Genomic DNA, 23280 nt, shown 5'->3' with positions numbered 1-23280 from the left:
CATGTCGAACTTAGCGACCACTGCTGGACACGCTCATGGTCACGACCATGAGCACGAGGAACACCACGACGCGGGCGAGACAACCATCTTTGGTTTCTGGCTCTACCTGATGACCGACTGCATCTTGTTTGCGTCGATCTTCGCGGTATACGCGGTATTGGTAAACAACGTTGCAGGTGGCCCGTCGGGCCACGACATCTTCGAACTGCCGTACGTACTGGGTGAAACTGCCCTGTTGCTGTTCAGTTCGATCACCTACGGCTTCGCCATGCTGGCGTTGTTCAAGGGCAAGAAGCAGCAGGTGCTGTTCTGGCTGGGCATGACCTTCCTGCTCGGTGCAGGCTTCATTGCCATGGAAATCAACGAGTTCCACCTGTTGATCTCCGAGGGCTACGGTCCTAGCCGTTCGGGCTTCCTGTCCGGCTTCTTCACCCTGGTCGGTACCCACGGTCTGCACGTGACCAGCGGCCTGATCTGGATGGCGATCATGATGTATCAGGTGCAGAAAAACGGCCTGACTTCGACCAACAAGACCCGTCTGAGCTGCCTGAGCCTGTTCTGGCACTTCCTGGACGTGGTCTGGATCTGCGTATTCACCGTTGTTTACCTGATGGGGACTTTGTAATGGCTAACGCACATTCCGACGGCGCCAACCACGGCAGCGTGAAGTCCTATGCAATCGGCTTCATCCTGTCGGTGATCCTGACCGTTATTCCGTTCGGGCTGGTGATGTACCCATCGCTGCCCAAATTCACCACTCTGGCGATCGTGCTGTTGTTCGCCGTAGTGCAAGTGGTTGTTCACCTGGTGTACTTCCTGCACCTGGACCGTTCGCCTGCACAACGCAACAACGTCACCGCGCTGGTATTTGCTGCGCTGGTTATTGTGCTGCTGGTGGGCTTGTCCCTGTGGATCATGTTCAGCATCCACACTGAAATGATGGCGAAGTGAGGTAAGACCCGATGTCCTTTAAGCACTTTATCCAAATCACCAAACCGGGGATCATTTTCGGTAACGTGCTTTCTGTGGCAGGTGGGTTTTTCCTGGCCTCGAAGGGGCATTTCGATCTTGCCCTGTTCCTGGCCGCGGTAATCGGCACCTCCCTGGTGGTAGCGTCCGGTTGTGTGTTCAACAACTGCATCGACCGCGACATCGACATCAAGATGGACCGCACCAAGAACCGCGTACTGGTACAAGGCCTGATCTCCCTCAAGGTGGCATTGATTTACGCCACCTTGCTGGGGGTCGCCGGCCTTGCCCTGCTGTATCGCGTGGCCAACCCGCTGGCGGCTCTGTTCGCAGCGATAGGCTTCGTGATTTACGTCGGTCTGTACAGCCTGTACTTCAAGCGCAAGTCGGTTCACGGCACGCTGATTGGCAGTCTGTCGGGTGCAATGCCACCGGTTATTGGTTATGTGGCTGTGAGTAACAACTTCGACATGGCCGCACTGACCCTGCTGGTGATGTTCAGCCTGTGGCAGATGCCGCACTCCTACGCCATCGCGATTTTCCGCTTCAACGATTACCTGGCCGCATCGATTCCGGTGTTGCCAGTGAAGCGCGGGATCAAGGTTGCCAAGAAGCACATCCTGCTCTACATCCTCGCGTTCCTGATCGCGACCCTGATGCTCACCCTCGGTGGTTACGCCGGCATGAGCTACATGGCCGTGGCAGCCGCGATGGGCATGTACTGGCTGTACATGGCGTGGACGGGCTACAAGGCCGTCGACGACAAGGTCTGGGCACGCAAGCTGTTCGTGTTCTCGATCTTCACCATCACCGCCCTGAGCGTCATGATGTCTCTGGATTTCAAAGCGCCTGCCGAGTTGCTGCTGACTTACGCGCACTAAGAACGCCAGACCGAAAAACCCCGCCTTCGAAAGAAGAGCGGGGTTTTTTTTGGCTGGGATTCAGGCCTGAGTATGGCGAGAGTGGGCGGGGATAGGGCGTAGGATATTTTGATAATTAGTTGTTATTTGGTTTTGTGTGTGGTCTTTGGTTACTTGTATTCTTACGGTCCCCTAGGGAAATTCCTGCATTATTAATGGCGTACTAATGGTCAAATGCCCGGGCTTAACTTCATCAGGAAGTTCTGCTTAATTTGAACTAAGGTATAAAGCATGTCCAAATTCTCGTTTAGGAAACTTGTTGTTGTAGCGTCTCTAGTTTGTCTGCCGGCAACCGCCAGCTTTGCGACCACTCTTAATGTTGGCGTGGGTCAGTCAAAAACTTTCACGCTCTCCTGCAAGTCTGGAAATTTTACCGGTATTGTTGAAGGCGTTGTAGGTAATCATTTTCAGGTAGGTAAATGGGTACATGTCACCCGCTACAAAATTACCCGTTCTAACGGTCAGAAAGGCGGCGATAAGGCTAATATAAACTTGTATGCTGGCAAAGTGCCGCACTTTGTCAGCGACGGTGCAAGCAAATCCCCTGACAGGATGAAGCAGGATGGTAATTGGCATAACCTCACGCTGCAACGAAGTAATATGGGGTTGGGTGCTTCGAAGGGCGAGGCGTACTTCCAGTTTGTTTTTGATAAATCACTTAACGATCCCGAATGCTGGACCAGTTCGGTCTATTTCTAAGTCAGTTGTGCTCGTGCCAGTTTCTGGGGTGTGAGGTTGCGCGCTCTTTCTTTTCAATGTTTCGGGAGGAAAGGGTGTGCAGTAAAAGTATATCTGCTGGTTTTAATTGCTTGGTTTCACTGCGCACATAAAGATGTTGTGGGGTGGTTGATCTCTTGGCTTATTGGTGAAAGGTACATGCTTGTAATGCACGACTTTAAATGCATTTCAATGACAGGGGTCAGCAGAACTTACCATCATGACGGTAAGTTGAATTCGGTTATCAGTCAGGTTGATCTTCAGATTGACGTGGGAGAAACCTGCGCCATTGTCGGCCCGTCCGGGTCCGGCAAAAGTACGCTATTGAACATTATCGGCCTGCTGGACTTTGCCGATGAGGGCGAGTACCTGTTCATGGGGCACCCGATATCCAAAGCTCAGAGTGACGACCTGCCAACCCTTCGAAAGATGAACATCGGCTTTATCTTTCAGAACTTCAATTTGATCCCCCGCCTGAGTGTTGTCGAGAATGTGGCTTTGCCGCTTCGATACCGCGCAATGGATCGAGCGCGCTCCCTGGAAGAGGCCATGTTCATGCTGGAGCGGGTGGGCATGGCGCAGCGTGCCAGTTACAGGCCCGCCGACCTGTCAGGCGGGCAAAAGCAGCGAGTGGCCATCGCTCGTGCTCTGGTAGGCAAGCCGTCCCTGATTCTGGCCGATGAGCCGACTGGAAGTCTGGACAGCCAGACCGCCAGTGAAATTCTGGAACTGCTGCTGTCGATACAACAAGAAAAACACGTAACGCTATTGATCGTGACTCACGACATGGGTGTCGCGCAGCTCATGCAGCGTCAGGTTGTCGTGCGAAGTGGTGGTGTTGAGGAACTCCGGCCGTGAGTTTTTTAACCCGGTTGATAACCCCCGCCCTGGCCCAGGTTGTTGAAGATGCCCTCGACAGTTTTCGTACCCTGGGCAAACGCTCGGTACTGGCGTTGTTAGGCATTGTGATTGGTAGTGGCTCTATCGTGGCGGTGATTAATATTGGCCATAACGCCGGACAGGATGCGGCGAAAATATTTCAAGATATGGGTGTTGATACTTTGATTGCCAATCTTAATAACGATTTGAATATTGAAGACTCCCTTCTCTGGAGCGATGCTGAAAAAATCCGGGCGCTTGATTTGCAGGGACTAATAATTGCACCTGTTTCGGATGTTTCGGGCAAGGTCAGTTTTAATCATCAGCAGGTCGATGCGAAAATTGTCGGGACGGAACCGGCACTGTTGGGCGTGATGAATTTATCTGTCAGCCGCGGGCGTTTTTTACATGACTTTGATCGTGACGATAATGTCGTTGTGCTCGGTCATAAAGTGGCGGCTTCTCTGAGTAATAGCGGTCTCACAGTCCAACTCGGCGATTGGCTCAGGATCAAGGGTTACTTGTTCAGGACGGTCGGTGTATTGCAGCCCGCGAGCACCTCAATGATCAATCCGGTATTGACCGATGATTCGGTATTTATTCCGTTTCGGGGGCTTGCCCGAGTGGACAGTGGCGCAAGTATTTTTAATGTGGTTATGCGTGTCATACCTGCGCATAACCTCGAACGGGTCATGCCGCTGATACTGGAACGTTTGAGCCGTGCATTTAAAACACGCACTGTCGAAATGGTCGCCCCGAAACAAATAATGGAGGCCATGAGCCGCCAGGATAAAACCTTTCATTATCTGCTGATGGCGCTGGGGGTTATTACGCTGGTAGGGGGCGGTGTTGCCGTCATGAACGTGATGTATATGAATGTTTCTGAGCGTCGTATTGAAATCGGTTTACGAATGGCAATTGGCGCTCGCCGCCAGGACATACGCAATCTGTTTCTGGTCGAAGCGCTCGCGCTCAGTACAGTGGGTGCTGTGTTGGGGGCGGGTGTCGGTATTGCACTGGCCTGGTTGTATGCCTTGGTATCGGGTTGGGCGTTTGAGTTGGCGATGCTGTCCATCCCGTTGGGCGTTTCAAGTACGTTACTGGTTGGCGTTTTCTTTGGGTTGAAACCTGCAATTGCGGCTTCGCGCCTTACACCTGTAGAGGCGCTTCGTGATTATTAAACTGGTCGTTATTACAAGCGCGGCGTGCTGTGCTTTGATCCTGTCGAAACAACTGGCGGCAGCCCCGGCCCGGGTCGACACCCGCGTGACACTTCAGAGCGAATTGCGCAGTGACTTGTTGAGTCAGCATTCCATCGATCTGTCCTTGGCTGAAGCCGTTTCGCTGGGCCTGCGCCGCAACTACAGCATTCGTAGCCTCAAGCTCCAGCGCTTGCGGGAGAAGTTCGAGCTGCTTGTGGCGGATGACATGTTCAACCCAAAACTGAAGCTCAGTGGTACTCACGGGCTATCCAAGGGCAGCGCCGACAGCGGTCGTTCTACCGGCATCACGCCCTCGGTGAGCTTGCTAAGTGAATACGGGACCAACCTTGATCTGAGCTGGAGCCAGAAGCTCAGTGCCACGAAAAAAACGGGCGACCTGAGCAGTGATGGCCTGGGGCTGACGTTGACTCAACCGTTGCTCAGGGGGGCAGGTAAAGAGGTCGCGACGGCACCCTTGCGCCTGGCCAAACTGACCGAGCAAGTCAACCAGCTGAATGTGAAGGCGAACGTATCCCAAACCCTGTACGACATCATTGCTGCCTATCGCACGCTGATGAAATCCCAGAGTCAGGTGACGCTTGCCCTGGAGGCGCTTGAGCGGGCCGCTTTGCTCCTCAAGGTCAACAAACAGCTGATTGAAGCAGGACGAGTTGCGGAGTTTGACGTTGTCCAGATCGAAGCGGATATCGCGACACAGGAGTTGGCGGTAGAAGAGGCGAAAAACCAGCTGCAAGCGAGTCGATTACTGATGCTCAAGTTATTGGCACTCGATCTGGCGACGCCTGTACGTGCCAGTGACACCCTGCAAGTGACCCGGCTTGATATTGATCAGGCGACGGCGTTTGGGGTGGCGCAGGCCAGGCAGCCGCAATACCTGGCGACACTGCTACAGAGCGAGCAGGCAGCGATCAACCTGTTGGTCGCCCAAGACAGAGCTCTTTGGGATGTGTCGTGGGTGGTGGGAGTCAATCAGCAACGGGATCAGCACAGTCTCATAGGTTCCAGTCGGACGTGGGACAGTTACACAGGCCTGAAGCTGGAGATCCCCATTGGAGATATCAGCATCCGCCAGGGCAAGGTCAATGCCCAGAGCCTGGTTGAGCAGCAGCAGTTGCTCCAAGAAGAGGCGCGTCTTGATTTGAAACGCCAGATCACCGATTCGGTTCGCGGGCTTAACACCCTGTGGCGTCAGCTTGAAATCTCCCAGCGGGTGATGGACCTCTCCAGGCGCAAGCTGTCCATCGAGAGCGACAAGTTGAATGCGGGGCGATCCAGCAACTTTCAAATCATCAGTTTCGAAGCCGACCTGCGTGCGGCGGAAGATGCCAATTTGAGCGCGAAGATTTCATATCTGGATGCCAGAGCCCAGCTGGATCTGCTGCTGGGCGTCATGCTGGAGAGCTGGGAGATTTCACTTGAGAGTTTTTGACCGGTTAAAGGCCCTGACGGGGGGCTGGAAGTCTCTTGCGGCAGGGGGGCTGGTACTGATCTTGTTGCTGGTGTTGTACCTGCCAGCGGCGCCGGACGCCGCAGTTTCCTGGGTGGCTGTCGGTAGCCAGAAACTGGAGCATGAGATCGGCCTGGTCGGCAAAATCGAACCGGTTGAGACAACCATCATCACCGTTCCTTTTGATGGTTTTGCCTTGGCCAATGAATTGCGCCCGGGCATGCAGATCGAACAGGGGCAGGTCTTGTTGTCGCTCGATACGGCCCTGCTGGACATCAAGGTCAGGGACGCCCTGGCCACCAAACTGAAAATGCAGCAGGCCGTTGAGGTCTACAAGACATGGGCTACGGGGCCGGAAATGACGCGGGCCAGACAGGCCCTCAGAGTGGCCGAACTGTCCACAGGCAGTCTTGAGCTTGAGCTTTCTCAAGTCGAGGCGCTGTATCAAAAAGGCATTGTCCCGCGTAATGAACGTGATGCCTTGAAGCAGCAGCATTACCTTCAATCCCTTGAACTGACAGCAGCCACAAGGGAACTCAAAAATGTGCAGGTGGCCGGCAAGGGTGAGGCCAGAACCATTGCCGATATGGAATACCAGAATGCATCCATCGCCCATCAACAGCTAAGCGCCTTGCTGGAACACAAGACCCTCTATGCTCCATTTTCGGGTGTTGTGCTGTCCCTTGGGGCGCCGCAGACGACAGGGGGCGAAGTGGGGGCGTTGCACCAGGGCGCTCTTTTGGCCAAAGGCCAGCAACTGATCAAGCTGGCGAACATGAAAGGGCTCAAGGTGGTTACCCAGGTGGCGGAGTCGGACGTGAACACGTTTGCCCTTAACCAGGAAGTTGCTATAGCTGGCGATGGATTTTCGGGGCGGGCACTCAGTGGTTACGTCAGCGCTATCAGTCAGTTGGCCATTCCGGATGACAATGCAGGCAATGCTGCCAGATTCCCGATCACCATCACCGTGAATGCCCCAGAGAGCGGGGATTTCAAGGCCGTTCGGCTGGGCATGAGTGTCTATATGACGATCGTGACATACCGCAATGAACACAGTTTTATCATCCCTCACGGGGCGGTTGAACAGGCAGGGGGCGGGAGCTTCGTGGAGCACCGTGAAGACCTTGACGCGCCAGTGATCCGGCGCGAGGTCACGATCGGCCAATCCACCACCCAAGGGGTTGAGGTGTTCGGGCTGACCCCCGGGTTTGTGAGTGTGAAGCACTTGTGAAAGCGGGATAGCTCACAACCCGACCCCTACTGCTGTTAAGCCGTCGCCGGCAACATTGTCTGCATTTTGCTGATTCCTGTGGCGGCCGCATAAGGTCGCAATATGCTAATCAGCAGTCCGCTTGCCAGCAGGTACCCCCCAGAGCAAATGACCATTGACCAGCGCAGTGCGTCAGCGCCGATATACGGGGTCAAATGATCGCTCAGCACACCAACGGCCAACGGCCCGCCCCCCCCCCCCCCCCCAGCGCCATGATTGCGAAGTTGTAAATCGCAATCATGGTCGCCCGGCGTTCTGGGATCACCAGTTGCGCAATGGCGGTGTAGCTGGGCGCCACCGGGCTCAGCAGGATGTCGTAATCATCGAACACGCGTTCCATGCGACTGCCGACACGTTCAAAGTCGCGTCGGGCACGGTACAGGTTTTCAGCCGTGGCGGAAGTGGCGTTGTGGACCAGATAGTGGCTCAGGGGTTGCAGTTCGTCATCGCGCAGGGGGCGGTCGAGGGCCGCTTCGCGATCACGCACGGCGGCCAGTAATGCGGCGGCGCCTACGGCCCCGTGGGCGCCATAGACCTGCCGGGGATCAATCGCCAGGGTCAACGGCTCGATCCGGTGTCCCAGGGCCAACAGCAACTCAACAGTAGTGTGCAGAACCGAGCGGATTTTTATTCGTATCTGAACGCAAGGCAAGCGCCCGAGACTGCCGGGCGCTTGCGCTGCAGTGCCCTCAGAAGTCGGCTTTGAGCGACATGACGAAGTTGCGCGGCTCGCCGTAGAAGTTGCCGAACCCTTCGGTGCCGACAGTGGCGTAGTAGCGTTTATCGAACAGGTTGTTGCCGTTCAGTGCCACCGACCAGGTGTCGTCGATGCGATAGCCGATGCGGCCGTTCCATATGGCGTAACCCGCCTGGGTAATGTCGTTGCCGCTGATGGGCGAAACCCGGTAATTGCTGCTCTGGGCATTGACGCCGGCGCCGACCGTGACGCGATCCAATGCACCGGTCAGAGCATAATCGCCCCACACGCGCAGCAGGTGGCGCGGTACATAGGAGTTGTAGGCCTGGCCATCCTGGGCCGTATCGGCATCTTCCAGCACCTTGGTCTGGGTGTAGGTATAGCCGGCAAGCAATTGCAGGCGTTCGATCACTTCACCGCTGACTTGCGCTTCAAAACCCTGGGCCCGAACCTTGCCGGAGTTGAGCGAGCAACCACCGTCCGGGCATAGGGGGTCGGTCTGGGCGGCGTCCTTCTGAATGGTGCGGAACAGATTGAACGAGCTGTTAAGCCGACCGTTAAACCATTCGCCCTTGATCCCCAGCTCGTAGCTTTGCCCGATCAGGGGCTTGAGGGTTGTGCCGTTGATGGTCCGATAGCCGCCCTGTGGGGTGAAAATATCGGTGTAGCTGGCATAGGTGGTCAGGTTGTCGTTGATGTCGAACAGCAAGGCGGCAAACGGCGTGACCTGGCCGCTTTCCCTGGCCTCGGAATACACCGGGGAGCCTTCGCCCCGCCAGTAGGAGACAGCGTCGTTTTCCGATGCATACCAGCTCACCCGGCTACCCAGCACGAAGGTCAGCGGGTCGGCCAGTTTCAGGCGGGCGAGGGAGTAGGCGCCGTATTGTTTGACCTTGATATCCACCGGGCCACCCCGTGAGGCATTGGCCAGGTAATAGCTTTCGTCGGGACGCGGCAGGTTGTGATTGGGGTTGAACACATTCTGGCGCTCCGGCAGGGCGGCTACGGCGTAGAAGTCATCTTTGTGCGAGCGGCTGGCGTTGGCGCCCACGATCAGTTCGTGCTGCTGGCCAAAGGCGTCGAATTTGCCGTCAACGTAGGCATCGAAACCGTAGTCGGTCTGGTTGTAGTCATAGGTGCTGCCGAGCATCAGGGTGTTGGTGCTGGTGGCGCCCACGGGCACCGCGCCGCTGGGGAAGGCGTATTCCATGTCCTGGGTGTTTTTGGAGTAAACCCCGGCCACCTTCAGCGCCCAGTCGTCGTTGATCTGGTGCTTGAGGTCGCCGAACCAGGTGGTGCGTTTGCTGCGCTGGTTGTTCCATGAGGTGTTGAGGCAGGTTGAGCGCTTGAGTTTCAGGTCACTGCCATCGGCATAACGCGGCAGCCCGCCCCAGCACGGGGTGGCGTCGACATCTTCGTAGGCCAGGCCCAGCCCGAGGGTGGTGTCGGGGCTGAGGTCGAAGTCCAGCGCGCCGTAGTAGACCTGATCCTTGCGCGCAGCCACGTCGTAGAAGTACTGGCGGGTCTGTTGGGTGACCACGGCGCGGCCGCGCAGGGTGCCCGCATCGTTCAACGGGCCGCCGGTATCGATCTGCCCGCGATAGTTGTCCCAGGTACCCGCCGACAGCGCCAGCTGTGTATGGGGGGTGGCTTCGCCGCGCTTGCGTACAAAGTTCACCCCGCCAGCGGTGCCGCCCGCACCTTTCATCATGCCCGCCGCACCGCGCAATACTTCGACCCGGTCATAGATCGCCATATCACTGTTGAAGCTGTCGGCCTGCACATAGCTGCTACCGATATCCAGCGGCACACCGTCGTACTGGTACTGGCCGGTCATGCGAAAACCACGGGAGTAGAAGTACTTGCCCCCCATGGGCGAGTCATAGACGGTGATGCCCGGGGTCTTCTCCATCACTTGTTCAATGGTGTTGAGGTTCTGGTCGTCGAGCATTTTGCGGGTGATGACCGTGACTGATTGCGGGGTCTCCTTGAGCGAATGTGCTCCCTTGCCGATGGTCACTGCCTGCGCGGTGTAGGACCCCGAGCCTTCAGTGGTGGCGTCGAGGCTGCGCTCGGTGACATTGGTGACGCCCAGTTGCAGCGCATCGCCGGTTTGCGGGGCGGGTTCCACGCTGAAGTTGCCTTGCCCGGTGATGCGCAATTGCAGGTTGCTGCCACGCAGGGCGGTGTCCATGGCCTGTTCGGGTGACATGTTGCCGATCACCGCGGGGGCCAGTTTGCCCTGCACCAGTGCGGGCTCCAGAGAGACGATCTGGCCGCTCTGGCTGGCAATGGCATTCAAGGTGTTGGCCAGAGGACCGGCCGGCAGGTTGAAGGTCATGTTCTGGGCCTGTACCAGGGCAGGGCTGGCCAGAGTTGCCAGGGCAACGGCGATGCTAAGGGTGTGGGGCCACGGGTTGAACACAGCATTCTCCTGATCGTGTGGAAGTCTCAGGAGATAGGTGGGCTGAGATTTGAAAACCGGACACGTATGCGATCAATTATCAAAAACTTTTTTGCGCGGGGCTCAGGCGGGGCGAATCACGGTCAGCCAGGGGCTGTAGTGATCCACGCGAATGGGCAGAGTTTCTGCCAGTGCCGCGAAGGCCCGTCCGGGGTTGTCCAGCGGGTATACGCCCTGCACGCGCAGGCCGCGTATTTCGGGGGCTACGCGCACAAATCCGCGGGTGTAGGGGCGCAGGGCGGCGACCACGTCTTCCAGGGGATCGTCCAGCACATTGAGTTTTGCCCGCAGCCAGTCGGCGCGGTAGCGCTGGTCGCCGGCCAGGGGCACGATGGCGCGGGAATACAGCATGGCGGCCTGGCCTTGTTGCAGGTCCAGGGTCAGACCGCTGAACAGCCGGGCCTGAACCGAATGCTGCAGCACCACTACCCGGCTGGCCTGCTCTTGCCGGGCGACCAGAAAGCGTGTGCCCAGTGCGCGAATTTCACCTTCTGCGGTGCGAACGCGCAGTGGGCGTTGGGGGTCGGGGGCGACCTCGATCATCAGCTCACCGCGCCGCAGGATCACCAGCCGTTGCCTGTCGGTGAAGTGCAGGTCCACGGCGCTGTCGGCATTGAGAGTCAGGCGGCTGCCGTCGGCCAGATTGAAGTCCTGGCGCTGGCCGCGGCCGGTGGACAAGTCTGCCAGCAGTGAGTCACCCGCGGGGCTGCTGGCACCCAGCCATAGACCCCCTCCGAGCAGGCCAAGGCCGGTGATTGCGCGCAGGGCATCGCGCCGTGATGAGGTGGGTTGCAAAAGCAGATGACGTGCTTCGCCAGCTTGCCCGGGTATGCGTTTGTCCAGTGCCCGAACCGTGTTGAAAGCGCTGCCCAGGCGCCTTTGCAGCTGATCCCAGGCCTGGACATGGGCGGGGTCCTTGGCCAGCCAGGCGTTAAAGCGCTCTTGCAGTGCGGGATCGGGCGAACCGGCACGCAGTTTTACCATCCAGTCGATGGTTTGTTCGCTCAGAGGGTCCAGGGATTGTTTGGTCACAGGCCGGCTTCGCTCAGGTAGCACTGGCGCAAGGCCTGCTTCATGTAGCGGCTGACGGTACGTTCCGAGAGCCCCAGTTTTTGCGCGATTGCCACGTAACTCAGGCCGTCCAGCTGGCTGTAGAGGAACGTGGCCTTGACGATCATAGGCAAGCCATCGATGGCCCGGTCGATGGCAATCAGCGCTTCGATCAACTGCAACTGTTCTTCGGGAGACGGCGCCACGGCCTCGGGCAGCAAGGTCAAATGGTCCAGATAGGCCGTTTCCAGCTTGCGCCGACGATGGCGGTCGAAAATCAGCCGCCTGGCGATGGTGGACAGGTACGCACGCGGCTGTTCGATGCTGTCCGGGTCGACCCGTGCGGCGAGCATTTGGCAAAACGTATCGGCGGCGGTGTCCTCTGCATCGGCGTGGTTACGCAGACGTCGCTGAACATGCTGCACAAGCCAGCGATGATGGTCGCTGAAAAAGAAGCCCAGCTTATGGGTCGGAAGAGAGGGCACCGGTCGAGTATCCAAATGTGAGTGCGAATTGTTCTCAATAGTAGCGGCCAAATGATGGCCGCTGCAATCTCAGCGTTCGCGCAAGCGGGTGGCCGGTGACAGGCGGGGCGTTTTCTCAATAAGCAAAAGCGCTGCGGTGCTTTTGCACAAAGTCTTCCCAGCGTACTGGCTGGCGGCCGGTGATTTGCTGGAAGTTGTCGAAGGTTTCATCAACCCCTGGAATCTGCCGGGCGGCCATGCGGGTGAAGTTGTCATGTACGCACGTCATATATGCCATCTCGGCTCCGGCGGCACGCATGTTTTCCAGAAACACGTCGGGTGACTGCGGGTTGTAGCTGAACGGCTGGCCCAGCACGCGGGTCATGATGCCGGCTATATCACCGTAGGACTGCACGTCATAGCCCAGCCGGTAGGTCTGGCCTGCGTGTTTGCCAGGGTGCAGCAGCGCTTGTGCCGCGACTCGGGCAACGTCTTCGCCGTCGACCCAGCTGAATGGCGTGTCACCGGTGTATTGCTCGATTACTCCGTTTTTTACGGCCTGGGTGCCGTCGTAGCTGAGCAGGTTTTGCATGAAGCACTCGGGGCGCAAGTGGGTGAACGAAAAGCCGCACCACTCGATGTAGCGCTCGACAAATTGGTGCCAGGCCCAGTGGCCGATGGTGGTGTCGTCCCGCCCGCACGCGCCCAGGTGCACCATGTGCTGTACGCCGGCTTTTTTTGCCTGATCGAGAAAAGCCTTGCTCTGGCGCAGCATGTCCACGGTGTAGCCGGTCACGAGCAGGGCGCGGTCGATGCCTTGTAGTGCCGGGGCCAGGGTTTCTTCTTTATCGAAGTCCAGAATGACAGTGCGAATGCCCTGGTCTTCAAAGGGCTTGGCCTTGGCGGGGGAGCGTACTGCCGCGACCAGGGTGATGGTCTCGTCGGCCAGCAGGTTGCGCAGGGTGTCGCCGCCGATCTGGCCGGTGGCCCCGGTGATTAAAACGGTGGGTTTGTGCGAGGTCATAAAGGTGCCTGATGCTTGAGTAAGGTTGTGGGTGGAAAGCTTACTGGGGAATTTCAGTCCTATTTGCGATACCTTTTACTCAATCACATGAACTGAATTCATCAATATGGGGTGGGCATGTTTTCCTCCGAGCGCTTGAAGGGTATCGATGTCTTTGTCTGCGTGGCCGATTCGGGCAGCTTCAGAGCGGCGGCCGAGCGTTTGAACCTGACGGCCTCGGCGATCAGCAAGGCCATCGCCCGGCTGGAGAGCAGGCTTGAAGTCCGCCTGTTTCAACGCACCACCCGGCGCCTGGCATTGACCGATGCGGGCGCTGCGTTCTATCGGACGTGCACGGCGGTGTTGGCCGAACTGGAAGAAGCCGAGCTGTCCCTTCAAGTCGAAAACAGCGAGCCCCGGGGCAAACTTCGCATTGACCTGCCTGCGGCCTTCGGCCGTTTGCAGGCGCTGCCGGTGATCCTGCAGTTTGTGCAGGCCCACGCGCTGTTACTGCCGCATATCTCGTTTTCTGACCGCTTTATCGATCCGGTCGAGGAGGGGGTGGATATTGTCGTGCGGGTAGGTGGCCCGGATGTCTGGCCTGCTGCGCTGGGGCATCGTTTTCTGGGGCGTGAGCGGCATGTGTTCTGCGCTGCGCCCGCCTATTTGAGCAGCCACGGTACGCCCGGGACCGACCGCGATCTGGAGCATCACCAATGCGTTGCCTATGGCCGGGCAGACGGTACGGTCAGCCCATGGCTTTTCAAAGGCAGCCGGCCCGGTGAGACCGAGCGCCGGGTGATGCCCGCCAAGTACATCGTGGGCGATGGTGAAGGGCAGGTGATGACAGTGCTGGCGGGGTGCGGCATCGCCCAGTTGCCCACCTGGCTGATCAAGCAGCATCTGGCCGATGGTTCACTGGTAGAAGTGCTGCCGCATCTGGCGAGTGAAGGGTTGGCGATCAACCTGGTGTGGCCAAGAAGTCGGCAGGGCTTGCCAAAGGTCAGCGCTTTGCTGGATGCCCTGGCGGTCGGGCTGACGCCGCTGGTGTAGCGACCTCAACGTCTACAACGGCAGCATGCGGTCCTGAATGACCCGCTTCATCACCAGGGTGGAGGTGAGGCGCTGCACGTTGGGCAGTGAAGTCAGGCGCTCGTCGTAAAGCTGCTGGAAGGCGGGCAGGTCTGCGGCAACCACATGCAGCAGGTAGTCCGGGTCGCCGAACAGCCTTTGTGCGTCGACAATCTGTGCGGTTTCAATCACTGCGGCTTCAAAGTCGGCGATTGCCTGGCGGGTGACTTCGCGCAGGGTGACGAACACCATCGCGGAAAAATTCAGCCCCAGCTCACTGGGTGCCAGCAGGGCGCGGTAGCCCAGGATCACCCCCGACTCCTCCAGTGCCCGCACCCGTCGATGGCATGGCGAGAGGCTCAGGCCCACGCGTTCAGCCAGTTCAGTGACCGAAAGTCGGCCGTCGGCTTGCAGCTGCGCAAGAATATTCCTGTCTATGCGGTCCATGTAGAAGAACCTTCCCTTGTACTGATTGTTGGTTGGGATAAACGAAAGATAATCCTAGCAGCATTTCCTTATTCTTCTTTCGGCGGTTTTCGCTTTAGAGGAGTTGGGCATCCCGTGACTATCAGCGTATTGGCCGCATTTTGGGCGGTGTCGTTTTTGTTTGTGATCACCCCGGGCGCAGATTGGGCGTACGCGATTTCTGCGGGCATGCGCGGGCGTTTGGTCACGCCTGCGGTGGCGGGCCTGCTGTCCGGGCACTTGCTGGCCACGGTTATTGTGGCGGCGGGGGTGGGCGCCTTGGTGGCCCGCAACCCGATGATTCTGACCCTGCTTACGATTGCCGGTTCGCTGTACTTGCTGTGGCTGGGTGTCAGCATGCTGCGCAACCCGGCGACGCCTGAGTCGGGGCAGGCCCAGGGCTCGGACTCATGGTCGCGCTGGGCGTGGAAGGGGTTGTGTGTCAGCGGCATGAACCCCAAGGTGCTGCTGCTGTTTCTGGCCCTTTTGCCGCAATTCACCGATCCGCTGTCGACATGGCCAATCCCCGCGCAAATCATTGCGTTGGGCGCGTTGCATGCCGTCAGTTGTGGCGTGGTGTACCTCATGGTCGGCTTCAGTGCACAGGCCGTGTTGCAAACCCGCCCGAGCGCTGCGAAAAACGTCAGCCGGCTGTCCGGGACAGTGATGATCATCATCGCAGTGGTGTTACTGGCAGAGCAGATACTGGCTGCCAGTTGATGGTTGGCTAAGATGTAGGCAGCGTATTTTCCTGTGCGACCCGAGGAGCGACTTGTGGCAACGACTCAAAGTGAACTGGCGCCAACACCAAAGGCGGTGATTGAATTCTGGAAACAGGCGGGGCCCGGGCAGTGGTTCGCCAAGGATGAAGCTTTTGACCGTTTGTTCGGCGAGACCTTCCATGGCGCTCATTTCCAGGCGGCCCGGCGCGAGCTGGAGCACTGGATGGCAGAGCCGCAAGGGGCTCTGGCCTTGCTCATATTGCTTGATCAATACCCGCGCAATACCTTTCGCGGCACGGCGCACATGTTCGCCACCGATCCCCTCGCGCGCTTTTATGCCCGGCAGATGATCGAAGCCGGGCTGGACCGGCAGGTTGATGCGTCCTTGCGCGGTTTTTGCTACCTGCCGTTCGAGCACTCCGAGGACGCAGCGGACCAGCGCCTGTCGTTGAAGCTGCACCAGGATTTCGAGCCCAAAGACTTCAAGTGGGCAAAAGAACACGCCGACATTATTGAAAGGTTCGGGCGCTTTCCCCATCGCAACCATGTGCTGGGTCGATCGACGACCGAGCAGGAGCGTGTTTTTCTGGAGAGTGGCGGTTTTGCTGGGTAGCCGGTTGGTGAGCGGGGCTGCGGGCGGGCATAATTGCCGCTGAACCCCCTTGCCGCCAGCAACGCCTGATGTGGAGTCGCCCATGAAATACCCTGCTTTATTGACCTTTGCCTTGATCCTCACTGCCGGACTCTTCAGTGCATCGGCAGTTGCGGCGGGCGATGCCGAAGCGGGCGGCAAGCTGTTCAACAAGGTCTGCGGCGGCTGCCACAGCGTCGGGGAAAACGCCCGGGGCGGGTTTGGTCCGCAGCTCAATGGGGTGATTGGCCGGCTGGCCGGAACGACCGCGGACTATCAGTATTCGGACGCGATGAAAAATTCGGGTGTGGTCTGGACGCGGGAAAAACTGGCAGCCTATATCGAAGCACCGAAGAAAGTGGTGAGCGGTACGCGCATGATCTTCTGGGGTATCAGTGACCCCGAGAAAATCGAAAACCTGTTGGCGTACCTGGAGACGTTCCAGAAGCCGTGATCACTGAATGTCTTTCAAGTAGTCCCTCAGGTGCGTGAGGGGCGTGCCCATTTGCTCAATTGTCGGCGCCTGTGCGAAGTCTGTGGACAGCTTGTGCAGCTCGCGGCCCATGACCGTATCCACACCGCCCAAGGCTTTCAACGCCAACTCCAGGCACTGATTCACTTTGCCTTGAATCGTGCCGATATCGCCGTTGCGCACAAGCAAGGCAAACACCTCGCGCTCGTAGTCAGCCATGACCGGATCGTCGCGCAAAATCGGGCTTGACCCTTCGCACTCATACGCCAGTTTGAGTGCATAAAGGGCGACTGCTTCCAGTGGCAATTCCATGGTGCGGGTTCCTGTGCGGTGGTGCTTATGGGGTGGGCTTAGCGGCGGGTAATGCGCTTGAATACACATCGGCTGGCCCAGTAGCCCAGCATAATCCCTGCGACATCGGCCAGTATCTGCGACCACTGGTAATAGCCATGGGGTGGTTCGCCGTAGGTGGGGAAATGTGGTTGCACCACAACCTCCCACAAAAGAGAAACGGCAACTAAACCCACGGTGCAAATGGTCAGGGCTTTTCTGGCTTTGAAGAGTCGCGGCTTGAAACGCTGCACGGCAAGCAAAAGAGGCACGCTAATGACGTAGGAGGCAAGCAGCTGTGTGTAAGTCAGGCCATCGGGAGAAACCCAGGCCAGTATTGCCTCGGGCCCGTTGTTGATCAGCAGGATGAGCGCCAGCGCGACGAGCAGCATGGGGGCATGCACCTTCAGCCTGTTTTTGATGCTGAAGGAATGCAAGAGGGGCCAGCCAAACAGGACGCAACCGAACAACCCTGAAAGATGAATCAGTTCGCGCTTGCCGAAATACCAGGAAGGGTCATCCCCGAATGGCCTGAAGCCCGGAAGCCGGATGTTCCAGGTCATCCAGTTGGCATTCACCACAAGGGCAAAGCCAATGATGAGCGTCAGTAGCAAAAGCGTGGTGCGTTGGCTGATCAAGTGAGGAACCATCTAAACCGTGACTTGTGTCGGGGTTGCCAGCAGTTCGGTGATCCACCGGGCCTGCTGCGCGATCTCTTGCACCTTGTCCTCGGGCACGGCCTGTCGTGCCCTGGCGAGGTTGCTCAGGTTCTTTTGTTTCTGGCGCAGCATGCGCTGCCACTTGGCCAGGAACACAGGGCTGCGCGTCTGCATCTGCAGCGGGCCGAAGTAGAGTTCCTGGGGGGTATAGAGCACCGGCCCGGTACGCTCGGCGACGATGATTTCGTAGTCGAAACTGTTTTCCCGCAGCAGCTCCTCGCAGAGGATGCGGTAGTCATTGTCCATCAGCCATTGGCGCAGAGGCTGCTCGCCGCCGTTGGGCTGCAGGATCAGCCGCTCCCGGCCGCTCAGGCGCGCCTTGCCTTTGTTGAGGATGTCGCGGATCGTCTCGCCGCCCATGCCGCAGATACTGATGGCCGTGATCCCGTCCTGCGGCTCGATTGCCGCGAGGCCACAGGCTTGTCGCACGGTGATCAGCTGGCCCAGACCGTTCTGGCGCACAGTGCGTTCGGCCGAGCGGAACGGCGTCAACGCGACCTCGCCGGCCACTGCTGTCGCAATCGCGCCGCGGCGTATCAATGCCACCGGCAGGTAAGCGTGATCCGAGCCGATATCGGCCAGATGCGCGCCGGCCGGCATATGCGCAGCCACACGCTCCAGGCGCATGGACAAAGTATGTTCGTTCAACTGCAGTTCCTTATCACCACGAATGCCCGGCACCTTTGGCATCAGAGCGAGCTGCATATGATGCTTGGTGGCAGGGGCAGGGTAAAGCGCTGGCGCGGGGCATAAGGGGAGGGTGCGTGATGTCTCAGCGTTTCAGGCCTGTATCCCGAGGCCAGGTATTTCCCTCGGGATACAGAGGTAGAATTTCAGGCACAAAAAAACCGGCGCAGTGGCCGGTTTTTTTGTATTCAAGGTGCATTGAGCGGCACCTTGAGATCTATATTTGGTGCCCCGAGGGAGACTCGAACTCCCTCAAAAACATCATAAGACCCAGCAATGCCGCTAGTTTAAAGGCTTGCAGTGGATTTGGGTAGAAATTTTGGGTAGAATTTTGGGTAGAAATGATTCGCTAAGGCTGCTGCTATGACCGATTTTTTAGTCCTGAAATCTGGCACCTACTACGTCCGTCTGGACGTTCCAGAAGACGCACGGGAAGCCTTTTCCGGGCGTAAAGTTCTGACTAAAAGTCTCAAAACGGGCAACCGTTCGGAAGCCCATATTTTCAAGCTACGATGGTTGCAGCAGTGGAAAACCGAAATCGAAAAAGCCCGAAGGGGTGAGATCGGTAATTTCCGTGATGATGTTCTTCAAATAGTTGAAAAGCATCAAAGGGCAATAAACCAAGATAAAATTAAGGGGAAACCCGCAAACAATGAAACAAAAATGGGTTTTGAAGTAATCCAATATGCACAAGAAAAGAAGTTAAGCATCGACCTTGTTAATGAAGCAATTGATATTGCAGCAGGTCGTTCGGACTACTCACCCAAAACCCCGTTTTTCAAAAGTCGCCTTGATGCGTTCTATAACTATGAGTTAAATCAACGAAAAGTTGACTTGAATACAGTCGATAGACATATAAAGAGAATTAAAGCACTTGATGCGTTTTTGAAAGCTGAGGACTTACTGCTAGATTATGAAGCGGTTGGTTCATTTTTGATTTCAAAAAATCTTGAAGCTAAAACTAAAAAACAATATCTCTTTTCGTTTAATGCATTCTATAATTTCTTGATTAAAAAAGAACCCCCCTTTAAAGAGCGTTATCCTATGAATCCATTTAAAAATCATGAGCTAAGCCAAGTCCGACGCGGAACACTTAAAGAAGACGAGAGGCGTGCTTTTACAACTGATGAGGTTAATACCTTACATAGTAAAGCAATTGAAATGGGCAAGCGTAAGCTAGCAGATTTGATTGAGATAGCCGCTTATACGGGGGCACGTATTGAAGAAATTTGTCGTTTGAAAACATCGTCAGTTGTTAAAGAGGATGGCGTTGATTGTTTTCATATTACAGAAGGTAAAACACAAGCATCCGTTCGATTTGTTCCAATTCATCCGTTTCTTATGGAAACGGTCAGGCGGCTTGTTGCTTCATCAGACGATGGGTATTTATTGAAGACAAGCAAAGGCGGAAAGTATGAAACTAAATCGAAAGGTTTGGGCAATCAGTTTTCAGTTTTCAAAACAGATTTAGGATTTGACAAAAAATGTGTTTTTCATAGCATACGGAAAACTGTAATCACTACATTAGAACGTGCGGATGTGAAGAACCTTGTCATCATCTCTTTGGTCGGTCACAAGGCTGATGGATTATTACGAATGACTTTCGATAGGTATTCGGAAGGCCCAACGCCAGCTTCAAAAATGGATGCCGTTAAATATCTACAATATAAATTTTCAATTTGATTTTTATTGTAGTCGTCGGTTATGAGGCCAGCTAATTAGCTGGCCTTTGTATATCCTTTCATACCATTCTATTAAGCTATAAATAATGCGTGCTGGCGTTTTAATATTATTTTGTGATAGTATTTCTATGTTTTGATTGATTTTTATAAATGGCAAGGAAGACAAATGAAAAAAACTATCGGGTTGTGTTTTGCAATAGCATTGGCCGCTTCATCTTTTGTTACTAATGCAGAAACCTTTGAGCGAGTTGAACTTGATAAGGATAGAACCAGTGTTCAATATGCTGGCCCCATTAAGTCAATAACTAAGGCTCTTGAAGGTTACAGATGGCTTGGTCAAACAAAAGATATGAATGGCGGAGTAGTTTTTGAACCTTATGTAAATACTCGTTTCGGTAAAAATGACACTGAAACGGGTGGGGCTATAATGGTCAAAGCTACTTACTACCTTTATGACGAGCCAGTTAAAGAGGCTCTGATGATTGCTCGTCAAAGCGAGATTCCGGGTTTTGTTGAGTTTTACGGGTACGAATCAAGAGAGCTTCAGCTGCACATAAGAATGGTGAATGATGATACGTTCCAAGCCTTTTCAAGTGCAGACGAATATCGCAAGCCGGACAAGTTGATGGCGTATAAAAAAGTAGATGATTTTAATAAAAGTAACTATAAAAGTGAAATGAAGGACGCAACAGACAGTGGGATGTTTTTCTAATAAAGTTTAAAATAATATGGCTATGTGGATAGTGTTCTTCATGTCGTGATAGATCGGTGTTTTAATAAATTTAGTAATAAAATGGAGATTGAATATGGGCGGAATCATAAACTTTGTATTTGCTTTGCTGATTGCAGCTTTTTCGTTCACAGCATCAGCAGAAACCTTTGAGCGAGTTGAACTTGATAAAGACAGAACCAGCGTTCAGTATGGGGGGGCTATTAAGTCAATCACTAAGGCTCTTGAAGGTTACAGATGGCTTGGTCAAACAAAAGATATGAATGGCGGAGTGGTTTTTGAACCTTATGAAAACACTCGTTTCGGTAAAAATGACACTGAAACGGGTGGAGCTATAATGGTAAAAGCCACTTATTACCTTTACGAAAAACCAGTTAAAGAAGCTTTAATGATTGCCCGACAAAGTCAAATACCGGGGTTTGTCGAATTTTACGGTTATGAATCGAGAGAGCTTCAACTGCATATTCGGATGGTTGATGACAGCACCTTCCAAGCATTTGCAAGCGATGACGAATATCGTAAACCTGAAAAGTTAATGACTTATAAAAAAGTTGAACAGTTTAATAAAAGTCATTACGAAGATCAGTTAGAGTCAGCATCAGATGATGGATCTATTTTTTAGGGCACGCCCTTAAAAAGATTACATATTAAAAATTAATTCCATACTTTGTCTTTTCTGTTCCTTATTTGTTGATTTTTGGCTGCCTTTTGAGGTGGCCTTTTTTATTTCTATACCTTTCCTATACCTGTCCTAGGCAGTCTACTAGTTTGCTTCCTAGGCACGTCATCAATAACTATTGCTCCTATACACTATTGAAATCTTTTAAACTTGAGTTAGCATAATAATATGAAGTCAAGAAAAAGAAGGCGAGCAATGGGAATGTATAGGAAAAAACTTCGTTTTATCCTACCGTTCAAAAGTCTTCGACATTTTTCACTTACTTCCCTACTCGATTTTCTACACTTCGTTTGAAAATATAAAAGCAAAATCAGATAACTGTAATGCCTTCGGACATTCCAGAAAAACACAAACTAACCACGAGGATAACTATGAGTAAGAAAAAAAGAAATGGTGAGCAATTCAATGTCAGGATTTCAAAAGAAGCAAAAGACAAAATTGTTGCTAATGCAAAATTGCTTGAAATTAGTCAAGCCAAGTATATTGAAAAATTAGCATTGGAAGGCTGCAAGGTGATTGAAATTAGGAATGATGAGTTTGTGAGCTACATGGAACAGCAAGAAGCAGTTTTAAATAAAATAGGCATTAACTTAAACCAAATAGCTGCCGCAATAAACTCAGGGAAAGCCAATATAATTGCCTCTAATATGAGTATTTTTCAGAGTGCCAAAAAAGCCTTTGATATCTACTATTCAAAGATTGAGCAAAATACGCAAAAAATTGAACTAACAACATAAGGATAATATGATAAGGAAGAAACTCAGCACGCAGAAAAGTAAAGGAGAGACACAGAACACACTTGGGTATGGTTTAAAAAAATCTATTCTAATAGATAGCAACAGACTCCAAACCGGAACAACGCAAGAGTTCATTGAGTTCTTAGCGAAGAAAATTGATAAATCTTGTAAAGGAAAACAGAAAAATACCAGCTTTCACGAAATGGTATCTTTTGACCCATCCGACAAAATCACACCCGAACAAGCCCTTGCCATAGCAAAAGAACTTTATTCAGATACTCACGGCTTAAACCGTGAGCACGCTTTTGCTGTTCATACAGATACTAAACAAATCCACGTTCACTTTATTTGGGCACCCAGAGATTTCAACAATAAAATATATAATCAGGTTGATGATTATCTCATTATCGAGCATAAGCTCACCGAGCTCGAAAAGAAACACGGACTATTCCAAGTCACTAACAGAAAATCTATAAACCCTGACTTAGAAACAAAACCACTAGAGAGCCGCAACGAAAAAGCTCTTGAAGTCAGAGGCATAAAATCTCACAAGAAAGCATTCAAAGAAGAAATTGAAATTGCTTTTAAAGACGCAGCCACAACTACTGCTTTCCTTGCTAACCTTCACAAGCAAGGCTTTGACATTATCCCGAATGGACAAAACGCCTATTCATTAGAAAAAGAAGGCCAAATATTCAAGGCCAGTGAGTTAGGTATTCAATACTCGAAACTAAAAAACAAGCTTCAAGAAAAGCATCAATTTAGTGAACTGATGGAGCACTATTCAAAAAAAGCTAGTAGATACAATGAGGAATTAAACCTTACTACAAGCGTAGATGTTGAATTTCTTAAAAAGAATAAATTCAAAACGGTTCTAGATAAGAAGTTCACACACCAAGAAGTCGGCGGCAACGTTGAGCATTTCTTTAAAAACTCCACCAGCCAGAAAGCTTTTGAATACTATAAAGACCCTTCAAAGGTTACATTTCAAGACTTATCAAGAGATAGTATAAAAGCTGGGCTTCAACGTTTAACAACTGACATGAAGAAGCCGGGGCCGTTATATGTCCATGGCCCAGACTACGCAAAAAAGAAAATGTGGATGGAGTTCAAGATGATGAATCTTGAAGCCAAAGGCTTCACATTGTCAGGAGGCGGCCGCGAAAACTGAGTGCAACACCTGACCTTTCCGGTACGGTGCTGCCCCTATGTCCTATTCCGAACTCAGCGTTGAAGAGCGCGCGATCATTCA

The 23280-nt window shown here is 54.0% G+C and carries 26 protein-coding genes; 17 read left to right on the top strand and 9 right to left on the bottom strand.

Going from position 1 to position 23280, the window contains the following annotated elements:
- The first annotated feature begins 1 nt into the window (after window position 1).
- The 8 genes from ACZRMS_RS25100 (at window position 2) to ACZRMS_RS25065 (ending at window position 7386) form a co-directional block, all read left to right on the top strand.
- Window positions 2-625 carry a cytochrome o ubiquinol oxidase subunit III gene (locus ACZRMS_RS25100; RefSeq protein ID WP_037031938.1) on the top strand — a complete coding sequence of 208 codons (624 nt, stop codon included), beginning with the start codon at window positions 2-4 and terminating at the stop codon, window positions 623-625.
- A complete protein-coding gene (gene cyoD / locus ACZRMS_RS25095) occupies window positions 625-951 on the top strand; it encodes a cytochrome o ubiquinol oxidase subunit IV (protein ID WP_016779556.1) in 327 nt (108 codons plus the stop codon). Before ACZRMS_RS25100 ends, cyoD begins: the two co-directional genes overlap by 1 nt.
- 11 nt (window positions 952-962) lie before the next feature.
- Window positions 963-1850, top strand: coding sequence for a heme o synthase (gene cyoE / locus ACZRMS_RS25090; protein WP_019823751.1), 888 nt, complete (start codon window positions 963-965; stop codon window positions 1848-1850).
- A 270-nt stretch (window positions 1851-2120) separates the two neighbouring features.
- On the top strand, window positions 2121-2588 hold the full coding sequence (locus tag ACZRMS_RS25085) for a hypothetical protein (protein ID WP_463997509.1): 468 nt from the start codon (window positions 2121-2123) through the stop codon (window positions 2586-2588).
- Between the two features lie 186 nt (window positions 2589-2774).
- Window positions 2775-3464: an ABC transporter ATP-binding protein gene (locus tag ACZRMS_RS25080; RefSeq protein ID WP_463997508.1), complete on the top strand. Its 690-nt coding sequence runs from the start codon at window positions 2775-2777 to the stop codon at window positions 3462-3464.
- The gene (locus tag ACZRMS_RS25075) at window positions 3461-4666 is read left to right on the top strand and encodes an ABC transporter permease (RefSeq protein ID WP_463997507.1); all 1206 of its coding nucleotides are present in this window, start codon (window positions 3461-3463) and stop codon (window positions 4664-4666) included. Before ACZRMS_RS25080 ends, ACZRMS_RS25075 begins: the two co-directional genes overlap by 4 nt.
- Window positions 4659-6137, top strand: coding sequence for a TolC family protein (locus ACZRMS_RS25070; protein WP_463997514.1), 1479 nt, complete (start codon window positions 4659-4661; stop codon window positions 6135-6137). The genes ACZRMS_RS25075 and ACZRMS_RS25070 overlap by 8 nt, the downstream gene beginning before the upstream one ends.
- Window positions 6124-7386: an efflux RND transporter periplasmic adaptor subunit gene (locus ACZRMS_RS25065; protein WP_463997506.1), complete on the top strand. Its 1263-nt coding sequence runs from the start codon at window positions 6124-6126 to the stop codon at window positions 7384-7386. Before ACZRMS_RS25070 ends, ACZRMS_RS25065 begins: the two co-directional genes overlap by 14 nt.
- 202 nt (window positions 7387-7588) lie before the next feature.
- Here ACZRMS_RS25065 and ACZRMS_RS25060 read toward each other — a convergent pair whose 3' ends face one another.
- The 5 genes from ACZRMS_RS25060 to ACZRMS_RS25040 all read right to left on the bottom strand — a co-directional run bounded on the left by ACZRMS_RS25060 (window position 7589) and on the right by ACZRMS_RS25040 (window position 13124).
- Complete coding sequence (locus ACZRMS_RS25060) at window positions 7589-8014, bottom strand: hypothetical protein (RefSeq protein WP_463997505.1); 426 nt, start codon at window positions 8012-8014, stop codon at window positions 7589-7591.
- Between the two features lie 100 nt (window positions 8015-8114).
- Entirely contained in the window at window positions 8115-10547 is a 2433-nt protein-coding gene (locus ACZRMS_RS25055; RefSeq protein ID WP_463997504.1) for a TonB-dependent siderophore receptor, read from the bottom strand.
- A gap of 102 nt (window positions 10548-10649) precedes the next feature.
- Complete coding sequence (locus ACZRMS_RS25050) at window positions 10650-11618, bottom strand: FecR domain-containing protein (protein ID WP_463997503.1); 969 nt, start codon at window positions 11616-11618, stop codon at window positions 10650-10652.
- Window positions 11615-12121 carry a sigma-70 family RNA polymerase sigma factor gene (locus ACZRMS_RS25045; RefSeq protein WP_463997502.1) on the bottom strand — a complete coding sequence of 169 codons (507 nt, stop codon included), beginning with the start codon at window positions 12119-12121 and terminating at the stop codon, window positions 11615-11617. The genes ACZRMS_RS25050 and ACZRMS_RS25045 overlap by 4 nt, the downstream gene beginning before the upstream one ends.
- A 115-nt stretch (window positions 12122-12236) precedes the next feature.
- Window positions 12237-13124, bottom strand: coding sequence for an SDR family oxidoreductase (locus ACZRMS_RS25040; RefSeq protein ID WP_463997501.1), 888 nt, complete (start codon window positions 13122-13124; stop codon window positions 12237-12239).
- Between the two features lie 117 nt (window positions 13125-13241).
- Between ACZRMS_RS25040 and ACZRMS_RS25035 the strand changes: the two genes are divergently transcribed.
- Window positions 13242-14156: a LysR family transcriptional regulator gene (locus ACZRMS_RS25035; RefSeq protein WP_463997500.1), complete on the top strand. Its 915-nt coding sequence runs from the start codon at window positions 13242-13244 to the stop codon at window positions 14154-14156.
- A 12-nt stretch (window positions 14157-14168) separates the two neighbouring features.
- Here ACZRMS_RS25035 and ACZRMS_RS25030 read toward each other — a convergent pair whose 3' ends face one another.
- Complete coding sequence (locus ACZRMS_RS25030; RefSeq protein WP_463997499.1) at window positions 14169-14621, bottom strand: Lrp/AsnC family transcriptional regulator; 453 nt, start codon at window positions 14619-14621, stop codon at window positions 14169-14171.
- A gap of 114 nt (window positions 14622-14735) precedes the next feature.
- On the opposite strand from ACZRMS_RS25030, the gene ACZRMS_RS25025 reads away from it, so the two are divergent.
- The 3 genes from ACZRMS_RS25025 to ACZRMS_RS25015 all read left to right on the top strand — a co-directional run bounded on the left by ACZRMS_RS25025 (window position 14736) and on the right by ACZRMS_RS25015 (window position 16446).
- On the top strand, window positions 14736-15359 hold the full coding sequence (locus ACZRMS_RS25025) for a LysE family translocator (protein WP_463997498.1): 624 nt from the start codon (window positions 14736-14738) through the stop codon (window positions 15357-15359).
- Window positions 15360-15413: 54 nt separating this feature from the next.
- Window positions 15414-15974: a DUF924 family protein gene (locus ACZRMS_RS25020; protein WP_463997497.1), complete on the top strand. Its 561-nt coding sequence runs from the start codon at window positions 15414-15416 to the stop codon at window positions 15972-15974.
- A gap of 82 nt (window positions 15975-16056) precedes the next feature.
- Window positions 16057-16446: a c-type cytochrome gene (locus ACZRMS_RS25015; RefSeq protein ID WP_463997496.1), complete on the top strand. Its 390-nt coding sequence runs from the start codon at window positions 16057-16059 to the stop codon at window positions 16444-16446.
- Here ACZRMS_RS25015 and ACZRMS_RS25010 read toward each other — a convergent pair whose 3' ends face one another.
- Genes ACZRMS_RS25010 through ACZRMS_RS25000 form a run of 3 tightly spaced genes read right to left on the bottom strand, consistent with a single transcriptional unit; the run spans window position 16447 to window position 18161 of the window.
- Window positions 16447-16776 carry a hypothetical protein gene (locus ACZRMS_RS25010; RefSeq protein ID WP_463997495.1) on the bottom strand — a complete coding sequence of 110 codons (330 nt, stop codon included), beginning with the start codon at window positions 16774-16776 and terminating at the stop codon, window positions 16447-16449.
- Window positions 16777-16814: 38 nt separating this feature from the next.
- Complete coding sequence (locus tag ACZRMS_RS25005; RefSeq protein ID WP_463997494.1) at window positions 16815-17432, bottom strand: hypothetical protein; 618 nt, start codon at window positions 17430-17432, stop codon at window positions 16815-16817.
- A 12-nt stretch (window positions 17433-17444) separates the two neighbouring features.
- Complete coding sequence (locus tag ACZRMS_RS25000) at window positions 17445-18161, bottom strand: tRNA (adenine(22)-N(1))-methyltransferase (protein WP_463997493.1); 717 nt, start codon at window positions 18159-18161, stop codon at window positions 17445-17447.
- A gap of 402 nt (window positions 18162-18563) precedes the next feature.
- On the opposite strand from ACZRMS_RS25000, the gene ACZRMS_RS24995 reads away from it, so the two are divergent.
- The 5 genes from ACZRMS_RS24995 to ACZRMS_RS24975 all read left to right on the top strand — a co-directional run bounded on the left by ACZRMS_RS24995 (window position 18564) and on the right by ACZRMS_RS24975 (window position 23199).
- The gene (locus tag ACZRMS_RS24995) at window positions 18564-19883 is read left to right on the top strand and encodes a DUF6538 domain-containing protein (RefSeq protein ID WP_053221341.1); all 1320 of its coding nucleotides are present in this window, start codon (window positions 18564-18566) and stop codon (window positions 19881-19883) included.
- 165 nt (window positions 19884-20048) lie between these two features.
- Entirely contained in the window at window positions 20049-20594 is a 546-nt protein-coding gene (locus ACZRMS_RS24990) for a hypothetical protein (RefSeq protein WP_048401216.1), read from the top strand.
- A 94-nt stretch (window positions 20595-20688) separates the two neighbouring features.
- Window positions 20689-21234: a hypothetical protein gene (locus ACZRMS_RS24985; RefSeq protein ID WP_048401214.1), complete on the top strand. Its 546-nt coding sequence runs from the start codon at window positions 20689-20691 to the stop codon at window positions 21232-21234.
- 428 nt (window positions 21235-21662) lie between these two features.
- Window positions 21663-22028 (top strand): plasmid mobilization protein, encoded by a 366-nt coding sequence (locus ACZRMS_RS24980; RefSeq protein ID WP_048401212.1) that lies wholly within the window; start codon window positions 21663-21665, stop codon window positions 22026-22028.
- A 7-nt stretch (window positions 22029-22035) separates the two neighbouring features.
- Entirely contained in the window at window positions 22036-23199 is a 1164-nt protein-coding gene (locus ACZRMS_RS24975; RefSeq protein ID WP_463997492.1) for a relaxase/mobilization nuclease domain-containing protein, read from the top strand.
- Window positions 23200-23280 lie beyond the last annotated feature (81 nt).

The sequence above is a fragment of the Pseudomonas sp. B424 genome (genome assembly GCF_055408345.1).
The sequence above is the reverse complement of the archived record's forward strand: the minus strand, read 5'-3'. Positions and strand labels throughout refer to the sequence as shown.